The 2016-nt window shown below is 45.4% G+C and carries 2 protein-coding genes; both read right to left on the minus strand.

What is annotated here, in order from left to right; genetic code table 11:
• Positions 1 to 336: iron-containing alcohol dehydrogenase (locus ACEW8S_RS11135; protein ID WP_373518228.1), on the minus strand; the 336-nt coding region annotated here is incomplete at its 3' end.
• 124 nt (positions 337 to 460) lie between these two features.
• Positions 461 to 1843 carry an aldehyde dehydrogenase family protein gene (locus tag ACEW8S_RS11140; protein WP_373518229.1) on the minus strand — a complete coding sequence of 461 codons (1383 nt, stop codon included), beginning with the start codon at positions 1841 to 1843 and terminating at the stop codon, positions 461 to 463.
• Between the last annotated feature and the right edge of the window lie 173 nt (positions 1844 to 2016).

The raw sequence follows: 2016 nt of genomic DNA on the forward strand, positions 1-2016 counted from the left end.
CATAAAAGCAATTGCTTTGGCCGCATCCATGGCAGAACCCCCTCCAAAAGCGATGACCCCATCATGTCGATTTTTAGTGTAGTGAGCTACCCCGTTCAGTACATTGGCTTCCGTTGGGTTGCCTTGTACATCGCTGTATACGGTAAAATCTATGCCCGCTTCTTTTAATACTCGTTTCGCATTTTCAACAATATCCAATTTTACCAATCCATTATCGGTAACCAATAAGGGTTTTTTAATTCCCGTTTTTTGACAGGATAGCGGCAAATCGTTCGATCTTCCGGCTCCGAACCAGATAGTAGTGGGGTAATTCCATTGGGTATGCAGTAATTTCATTCTTAACTTTTTGTTTAAAATTTTAGGGCAGCCCTAAAAATCCTGTTTTGGCTGCTCACCTGTTCTTTCTCAGAGGTATTAAAGAGGCCCCTTTACTAAAATTTCCAAGGTCGATCTTAGCTGCTCACTTTATTTCTCGAAAATGGAAGGATTTTACCTTGGTCAGATGTTCGTACCCGAATTTGGAAAGGGTGACGCCCCTTCCCGAATTTTTGTAACCCGTCCAAGCCAGGGCGGGATCTAGATAATCACAGCGGTTCATGAATATCGTTCCTGCTTCAATACTACGCCCTAGGCTTTGTGCATTGTCCATATCGGCGGTCCATACGGAGGCGGTCAGGCCGTATTTGGAATCGTTCATCAATTGAATCGCCTCGTTATCGTTCTTCACTTTCATAATTCCGATCACGGGACCAAAACTCTCTTCGGTCATTACTTCCATACCGTGGTCTACATCTACTAGCACATGGGGCGATAGATAGGGAGTTCCTTTTTTGGAGGATGGAAATAAAGCTTCGTCTATCAACGATTTTGCCCCTTTTTTTATGGCCTGCGCAATCTGCGTCCTTACAAAGTCGGCAGCTTCCGTTTTTACCATCGGCCCTAGATTGGTTTCCTGTTCCAAAGGATTGCCCAGTCTATATTTCTTGGCCAGGCTTACAAAACCGTCGACGAACTTGCCGTAAACGTTCTCATGAACGTAGATTCTTTCGATGCCGCAGCAGGATTGCCCGCTGTTGAAAAACGACCCGTCCACCAAATTTTCGATACTGTGCTCTAAATTGGCATCGGCCCTCACATAGGCGGGGTCTTTTCCGCCCAATTCCAATCCACAGGATATAAACGAGTTGGTCAGTGCCTGTTGTACCGCTATTCCACCTTTTACGGATCCCGTAAAGCAAACTCCCCCTAATTTAGGATCTGCGATCAACTGAGCCGTATTTTTATGGTTTAAATGTAAAATCTGAAATACGCCTTTTGGCAGTCCTGCCTGTAATGCGGCTTGGGCATATCGTTCCGCGACCAAAGGCGTTTGAAAGGAGTGTTTTAAAATCACTACGTTTCCTGCCATTAATGCGGGAACTATAGCATTTACGGAGGTCAGGAAAGGGTAATTCCAGGGACTCATTACGCCTATGATACCAAGGGGAACCCGCTCGACAGCGCGTTTCCCCGGACTTTGATCTTCCGGAGTATAGGACGCTAAAGCATCTTCGGAAATTCCGATCATATAATTGGCACGGTCTTGAAATCCTTGTATCTCTCCGGGAGACTGACCAAGGGGCCTTCCCATTTGCCATGTGATTTCCTTCGCTATATCCGCTTTGTCGGCTACGATCGCTTCCACAAAAAGGGTCACGTATTTCGCCCTTTCCTTAATGGACAAAGCGGCCCAGGCAGGAAAAACCTTGTGGGCCTTGCTTATAGTGTTTTCGATATCCTTAAGGCCGTGCTCTTTGGTAGAACGGTATACCGAACCGTCTATGGGCGAAATAGTGTCTCTCATATTTATTTTATCTCAATATATCTGTTCAGTTTCCAATCGGTTACGGCATTACGTTGTTGGTCTTCCCACCCCCGGGTATACGCTTAATGATTGACAATGGTGTTCCACATATCTATATGATCTCAAAATATCTGTTCAGTTGCCAATCGGTTATGGCCTTATGTTGTTGTTGG

Source organism: Pricia sp. (genome assembly GCF_041745955.1).
Lineage (GTDB): Bacteria > Bacteroidota > Bacteroidia > Flavobacteriales > Flavobacteriaceae > Pricia.

Coding starts and splice junctions, on each gene's coding strand:
- ACEW8S_RS11140 (WP_373518229.1), bottom strand. CDS start 1,843: ATGAGAGACACTATTTCGCCCATAGACGGTTCGGTATACCGTTCTACC.